This window comes from bacterium, assembly GCA_030655055.1.
Lineage (GTDB): Bacteria > Edwardsbacteria > AC1 > AC1 > EtOH8 > UBA5202.
In genome coordinates, this window is record JAURWH010000045.1 from 1 (window position 1) to 7,511 (window position 7,511).

Consider the following 7,511-nt stretch of genomic DNA (forward strand, 5'->3'; position numbering starts at 1 on the left):
AATAATATAAAAACGGCGTCTTAGTTGCTAAGACGCCGTTTTTTCTTTTGTCCCGGTCCGGGCAAAGGTTACAAGTATATTGCCAGCCAGACGGTGATCACATAAAGCACCAGATCCCCCAACAGCCAAGGGTCGGTCAGCAGCGCCAGCTCCGGGCTTTGGCCCTCTTCTTTCCGGTAGATCAGGTAAAGGTACCGGAAGATCCCGTAAAGCACGAAAGGAATGGTGTATTTAAGGTTGCTGTTGCCGAACTTGGCGGTGGTCTCGGAGGACAAGGTGTACAGGCTGTAGCAGACCACGGCGGCGGCGGTGACCACGGAGATCATCTGGTCCAAAAATTTTTGGGGATATTCGGTCAAGACCGTCCGGTGGCCGGGAGCCTCGGCGGTCAAATGAACCTGCTCCTGTCTTCTTTTTGCCAGGGCCAGGAACAATGCCAGTAGGATCACGCAGATCAGCAGCCATTCCGAGATCGGAACCGCTATGGCCTCGGCTCCGGCCACCGCCCGCAGCACGAACCCGGCGGCAATCACGAAGACGTCGATGATGACCAGTTTCTTCAAGGCAAAACTATAAAGAAGCATCAGTACAAAATAAGCCAGGGCCGACAGTCCGAAAAGAAAATTAACGTAAAAAGAAGCGGCCAGCGAGAACACACCCAGCCCCAGTCCCAGCAGCAATGCCGTTTTGGCAGACAGGGCCCCGCTGGCCACGGGCCGCAGTTTTTTTTGCGGGTGCAGGCGGTCCCGTTCGATGTCGGCCAGGTCGTTGAAAATATAGACCGAGCCGGAAAGCAGGCAGAACAAGGCAAATGAAGCCAGGGTCTTTGCCAGCATCACCGGATGGCCCAGATTTTGGGAGAAGATCAGCCCGGCGAAAAGCACCAGGTTCTTGGTCCATTGCTTGGGGCGCAGGGCGCTCAATAGTATCTTGGGGCTCATGGTTGGGTCTCCTTGGTTATAAGGGTCATACATAAGACGGAGAATTCTTTATAAGGAAACCATGAAACCAATAACAATTCCTGTCCTTCCTGGGTTCCTTATTTATTTCGGTTTATCCGGGTTGGTTTTCTTCAAAACACTCATACAGTCTGGCAAATTCGGACAAGGAAACAGTCTGGGGGCGGCGGCTTAGGTCGATCCCGCTCCTGGCCGCCAGGGGGGCCAGGCCGGAGTCCTCAATCTTAAAGGCCTGGCGGAAAATGGCCCGCAGCATCTTGCGGCGCTGGGAAAAGGTTTTTTGGACGAATTTGAAGAAAGTCCCTTCGTCCTTTATTTTTACCGGAGGATGCTGGTGCGGGGTCAGCCGGATGACCGTGGATGTCACCTTGGGCGGGGGAAAGAAGGCTACCGGCGGCACTTCGAACAGCTTGTCCACTTTTGCGTGATATTGCACATAAACGGAAAAGGAGCCGAAGTCGGTTCCGGGCTGGGCCGCCATCCGGTCGGCCATCTCGCGCTGGACCATCACCACAATGCTTTCGATCCGATCCCGGACCAAAAACAACCGCTCCAGGATGGGGGTGGTGATGTAATAGGGCAGGTTGGCCACCACTTTGAATTTTTTAATGCCTTTTTGGTCCAATAACGCAGGCAGGTCCAGTTTCAAAAAATCCTTGTTCAGGATGGTCAGGTTCCGGCAGGAAGAATATTCCCGGGCAAGCTCTTCCGACAATCTGGCGTCCACTTCCACCGCCAGAACGGATGAGGCCCTGCCGGCCAGCAGGCCCGTCAGGACCCCGCGTCCCGGGCCAATCTCCAGCACTGCGTCCCCGGGGCTTAGTTCGGCGGCGTCAATTATCTTCTGTACCACGGCCGGAGAGATCAAAAAATGCTGGCCGTATTTTTTGAGCGGAGCCTTGGCGGCATGCCCAAAATTGGTTCTATTTGTATTTTTATTCATAAATGCTAAATCAGGAAAGCAGTCAAAGGCACCAGGATGTTTACCCCACCACGTCGTAGTGTCTTATCCGTAGGTTGACCCCCAGCTCCTTGGCGGTCTGTTTTGCCAGCTCCACATCCACCCCCGGCATGTCCATCACGGTTACGGTGGTCTGGATGCCGGCCTTGCGGCACTCCACCGCAAAATCCTTGACCGCCTGGTAGGCGATGCTCCCGAACCGGCTGGGGCAGATCCTGTCGTAGGCCTCGCTGTCGTGGACGTTGAGGCTGATGGAGACCTCGTCCACCAGGCCGGCCAGATCCGGCACTATGTTGCGCCCGGCTATCAGATTCCCCTGGCCGTTGGTGTTGATGCGGACCCAGGCTTTCCGCTCCTTGAGCCAGCCGGCCGCCTGCTTTACCAGGTCCAGCCGCAGCAGCGGCTCGCCGTAGCCGCAGAACACCACTTCCTTGTATCTTGAAGGATCGCCGATGGCGCCGGTCACTTCCTGAAGATCGGGCTCCCGCTCCAGTCTTAAGTTATGGCCCTTGATGAAGTCGGTCTTCTGGCGGATGCAGAACACGCAGGCGTTGGTGCAGCGGTTGGTGATGTTCAGATAAAGCGAGTCCCGGATCTGATAGGCGATCTTGGCCGGGTCGATCTTACCGATGTTGAAGAATTTCTTGGCGTTCAAAGTGCTTACCCGGCAGACATCTTCAACGGTCAGAGGCGCCAGCAGTTCCGCGATCTTTTCGGCAATGACGGGCAGGTTGGCCGGCTCGTTGCGGGCCCCCCGGTGCGGTTCCGGGGCCAGGTAGGGGCAGTCGGTCTCCAGCATCAGGCTTTCCAGTTCCACGGTCTTTAATACCTCGGGCAGGTGCTTGGAGTTCTTGAAGGTCACCGGCCCGCCGATCGACAGCAGGTATCCCCGCCGCTTGGCCTCTTTGGCCATCTCGGCATCTCCGGCAAAACAATGGAGCACCACTTTGAGCGCAGGGTGATCTTTCAGGATGTCCATGGTCTCCTGATGCGCCTCCCGGTCGTGCACCACCACCGGCAGGTTCAGCGTCTCCGCCCAGGCCAGCTGCTTTTTGAAAGCCTCTATCTGAATGTCCATGGGCGAAAGGTTCCGGTGGAAGTCCAGGCCCATCTCGCCGACGGCCACCACCTTGGGGTTCTTGGCCAGCTCGCCCAGGTGCTGAAAGGTTTCCTGGTCCAGGGTTTTGGCGTCGTGGGGATGCACGCCCACCGCGGCATAACAGCAGTCGTATTTCTCGGCCAGCTCCACCGCCCGGTGGCTGGACCGGAGGTCATAGCCGATGTTGATGATGTATTCCACCCCGGCCTGCCGGGCCCGGTCTATCACCTGGCTCAGGTCGCCGCTGAAGTCCTTGTTGTTCAGGTGGGCGTGGGTGTCGATGATGGTATTTTTAGACATAAAGTTCAAAAGCTTCCGGTTATCCAGGGGATCTTCGTTTTTGTTTTGTTGGCGGCCAGGGCCAGGCCCAGCGGCACTGCGTCAAAGTTGATATCCAGAATGCCGAGGCGCTTGTGCTCTTGGTTGCGGACCGTCTTTATCCCTAAGGCATAGCCACTCAACATGCCTATAGTGGATAAGCCGCTGATTGTTCGTAACATTCCGAAACCATCCTCATGAGGAGCAATTAAAAAACCAAAACCGGCTCCCAGCAAGGCCCCGCCTGCCGTGGTGCCTGTAACTATGAAGCCGTCGCCCCGGGAAAAGTTGTAACCTCTGGTAAATCTTTGACCGCAATACAATCCAAAGGCGCTTCCCATCAAGCAGAGATTGTTTAGCTGGCGGCCATTTATGGTAAAACCGTCATGGTCTGCATGGCTGAAAGCACAAAAATATAGTCCGGCTCCGGCCGCCATGCCTGTCCAGCCGGAAGTAGCTACGATGGTTGGTTCGCCATCGGATACATTTTGGCCCATGGCCAGGCGACGTCCCAGATACGATCCACCGGCCAAACCGATAAGCATGGCAAAAGAGAGGGATTTATCGCTGGGTTCATTCTGGGCCGCGACGAACAGCATCGGCAAGTCAACCATTCCGAAGGTGGCATAATGACTGATTATCCGGCCTTGGGGTTTGGTGAAACTTTTGCCCCAATGATACCCGGCTATCTGGCCCGAAATACTGGTGGCCAGCATCGTTCCTGAAATGGCGCGGCTGTCTTTCAATCCCAGCAGGTCGCTGAGCGCACCGCCTGCGGCAATTCCCCGGAACCCATAGGCGATGGAAAGATGCTCCTGCCCGGAAGTTATCTGATGGTTTTTGGTGATCAGAAAGGGTATGAAATAAGTTGCGGCGGCGCTGGTCAGATAAAGCCCGGCCCCGGTTGTCCCGCTCTCCGGGTCGGCCAAAGTAACCACCGCCGGACCGTACCAGCCCAGCGAAAGCGGGATCTGCCACAGCAGGTAGGCTCCGCGCCCTTCCTGGTTCAAAGCCAGCGAACCCCCGGAAGAAGTAAGAAAGTTATCGACTTTTAATTTCAGGGTGTCATAGCCGCTTTTGGGGAGGGGTTTTCGCATTCTTCCCAGCCCGGCGGTAATTTCCAGAGTATAGAGTGTATCCGCTTTCCACAGCACGGCGCTTTTGAAATCCGCCACCTCGGGGAATAGGCTGGCCTGAGATTCCAGCTTCCGGGTCCACTCCATGATCTTTCCGTTGGAATCAAAGGAAACCGGGATCTCCATGGTCTGGCCCAGGGCCAGGGCCGGGGCCAGCATAAGGGAAAAAGCAAGAAAGACTTTCTTCAATTTATCCCTCCAGTATTTTAATGGTTGCCTCCCGGACGTGTTTGAACCGGTCGGCCCCCAGGTGGACCCCGCCGTACCAGCGGGTGACCACGATGCAGAGGTTCTCGGCTTTCCTTTGCCGCATGATCTCCAGCATCATCACCCCGGCCCCGGTCTCCTTGGAGGGCGAATTGTACCCGTCGTTCTTGTATTCCAGCAGTCTGCCCTCCGGGCTTAGGATGCGGTAAGCCGCGATGTTGTGGTCGGCGCTGCGGAACTTCTTGTCCTTCAACAGCAGTTTGAGCTTTTCCTTGAAATCCTCCTCCGAAGCGACCGGAAAAGAGGTGACGGCGTATTTGGATTTGCGGTCCACCACGAAGGGGTTTATTTGATTAAAAGCTTGTTCCACGGCGGTCGTTTTTCAATTTGAACCAAAAGCATACCACGTAAACGCAAGGGCTGTCAATTGAAATTTACAACCGGATACCAGGCGCGACCAACAAAAGATTTCCTCTTTACAAAGCCCGTGGTTTGTGCTTTAATTAATGAATATCAGCCCACGAAAAAGCACGAAAAAGTACAAGGCATTTCATTCGAAGACCTCATCAACAAACGGAGACGGTAATATTTTTCAATGGACATAGAACTTAAAAACATAGACGAACTGTTTCCCCGGGATCTCTCCCCGGATCAGGTGAACTCCGCCAAGACGCTGTTCCTGAAGGAGCTTTCATTAAGCCTGCACCGGCATTACGGCGGGAAGATGATGACCCTGCCCAAGGCCGGGCTATACGGGAACAACTGGTTCAACCTCTGGTACACGCCCGGGGTCTCCGGCGTCTCCACCGCCATCCGGGACGACCAGCAGGCCTCCTTTGACCTTTCCAACCGGGGCAACCTGGTGGCGGTGGTCTCGGATTCCACCCGGGTGCTGGGCGACGGCGACTGCGGTCCGGCCGGCGGCCTGGGGGTGATGGAGGGCAAGGCCTTTCTGATGAAATACCTGGGCGGGGTGGACGCGGTGGCTTTGTGCATGGACAGCCGGGATCAAAATGGAAAACCTGACGCCCAGAAGATCATCGATTTTGTGAAGATGGCCCAGCCCAGCTTCGGGGCGGTCAATCTGGAGGACATTTCCCAGCCCAACTGCTATCAGGTGCTGGACACCCTGCGCCAGGAGTGCAACATCCCGGTTTGGCACGACGACGCCCAGGGCACCGGCTGCGTGACCCTGGCCGGGTTGATCAACGCCCTGAAGCTGGCCGGCAAGGAACTTTCGGATGTCAAAATAGTGTTTTACGGGGCCGGAGCCGCCAACACCACCATCTTCAGACTGGTGATGGCCGCCGGAGGGAAGCCGGAGAACTGCATCATGTTTGATGTTGACGGCGCCCTGGGCCTGCACCGGCAGGATATCAAAAACGACCCCGGATACTACCGGCAATGGGAGATCTGCCAGCAAACAAAAGTTGTAAATGACATCAAGGTGGAAAAAGCGTTAAAGGGGGCGGATGTCCTGATCTCGCTGTCAAGATCCGGGCCGGGGGTGATCAAACCCGAATGGATAGCAGGGATGGCCCCCAGATCGATCGTCTTCGCCTGCGCGAACCCGGTGCCGGAGATCTATCCCAGCCAGGCCCTGGCGGCCGGGGCTTTCATAGTAGCTACAGGCAGAGGTGATTTCCCAAACCAGGTCAACAATTCGCTGGGCTTTCCCGGCATCCTCAAAGGGGCACTGCTGGCCAGGGCCTCCAAGATCACCGACAACATGGCCATCGCCGCCGCCCGCGCCATCGCGGACTTTGCCCAGGAAGCAGGATTGACCCCGGAGCGCATAGTCTCCTCCATGGAGGAATGGGAGCTTTTCCCAAAAGTGGCCGCGGCCGTGGCCGGCCAGGCCATCAGGGACGGAGTGGCCAGCAGTTCAATGACCAAAGATGAAGTTTATCTTAAGGCCAGACAGGATATCAGCGAGGCCAGGGCGGTCATCCACGGCCTGATGGACCACGGGTTCATCAAAAAGCCGCCGATGGAATTGCTGGAAAAGGCCCTGGAGAAGGCGGTGGCCCAGGTCAGAGCCGGAGAGGCAAAATGAGAATCATAGGATGCGATGCCATCGCAACTGCGGTGGAGAAAATGTGCCGGGAGGCCAACTGCGTTCTGCCCCGGGACACCGAACAGGCTTTGGGCAAAGCCCTGAAACTGGAAAGGTCACCGCTGGGCCGGGACATTCTGGAACAATGTCTGCTTAACGCCAAAATTGCCAAAGCCCAGAAAATGCCGGTCTGCCAGGACACAGGCCTGGCGGTGTTCTTCATAAAACAGGGAAAGGACGTGGAGATAAAGGGCGGCCCGCTCCATGAGGCAATAAACAAAGGGGTGGCCAGCGCCTGCCGTCAGGGTTTTCTAAGGGCCTCCTGCGTGGATGATCCGGTCTTTGCCCGCAGGAATACTGGCAATAATGTTCCGGCCATCATACACATAGAGCAGGTCCCGGGAAGCAAGCTGGAGATAAATTATATGCCCAAGGGCGGCGGGGCCGAGAACACCAGCCGGCTGGCCATGCTAAAACCTTCGGACGGCCAGCAGGGGGTCATCTCCTTTGTAACAGAGGCCGTGATCCAGGCCGGGGCCAACCCCTGTCCCCCGACGGTGGTGGGAGTGGGGATAGGCGGGAATTTTGAGCGCTGCGCCCTGCTGGCAAAAAAAGCTTTGATGTGGTCGGTGGGAAAGGCTAATCCCAGCAAGAGATACGACCGGCTGGAAAAGAAGATCCTCAAAGCGATCAATGCCTCGGGCCTGGGGCCGCAGGGCCTGGGCGGGACGGTCTCCTGTCTGGGCGTGCACATAGAGCACGAGCCCTGCCACAT

General features: G+C 56.6%; 7 protein-coding genes. 2 read left to right on the top strand and 5 right to left on the bottom strand.

The genetic code is table 11. The features are described from left to right. Positions 1-68: 68 nt before the first annotated feature. The 5 genes from Q7U71_01995 to Q7U71_02015 form a co-directional block, all read right to left on the bottom strand. Positions 69-941, bottom strand: a complete 873-nt coding sequence (locus Q7U71_01995) for a decaprenyl-phosphate phosphoribosyltransferase (GenBank protein ID MDO9390525.1) — start codon at positions 939-941, stop codon at positions 69-71. 112 nt (positions 942-1,053) lie between these two features. Then, entirely contained in the window at positions 1,054-1,902 is an 849-nt protein-coding gene (rsmA, locus tag Q7U71_02000; protein MDO9390526.1) for a 16S rRNA (adenine(1518)-N(6)/adenine(1519)-N(6))-dimethyltransferase RsmA, read from the bottom strand. A gap of 40 nt (positions 1,903-1,942) precedes the next feature. Continuing rightward, the gene (locus Q7U71_02005) at positions 1,943-3,319 is read right to left on the bottom strand and encodes a YchF/TatD family DNA exonuclease (protein MDO9390527.1); all 1,377 of its coding nucleotides are present in this window, start codon (positions 3,317-3,319) and stop codon (positions 1,943-1,945) included. A gap of 5 nt (positions 3,320-3,324) precedes the next feature. After that, on the bottom strand, positions 3,325-4,662 hold the full coding sequence (locus Q7U71_02010; protein MDO9390528.1) for a hypothetical protein: 1,338 nt from the start codon (positions 4,660-4,662) through the stop codon (positions 3,325-3,327). A 1-nt stretch (position 4,663) separates the two neighbouring features. Further along, complete coding sequence (locus tag Q7U71_02015) at positions 4,664-5,050, bottom strand: YigZ family protein (GenBank protein ID MDO9390529.1); 387 nt, start codon at positions 5,048-5,050, stop codon at positions 4,664-4,666. Positions 5,051-5,275: 225 nt separating this feature from the next. On the opposite strand from Q7U71_02015, the gene Q7U71_02020 reads away from it, so the two are divergent. Next, a complete protein-coding gene (locus tag Q7U71_02020) occupies positions 5,276-6,736 on the top strand; it encodes an NADP-dependent malic enzyme (protein ID MDO9390530.1) in 1,461 nt (486 codons plus the stop codon). Further along, positions 6,733-7,511 (top strand): fumarate hydratase (locus Q7U71_02025; GenBank protein MDO9390531.1); only part of this gene is annotated, 779 nt, incomplete at its 3' end. The genes Q7U71_02020 and Q7U71_02025, both read left to right, overlap by 4 nt.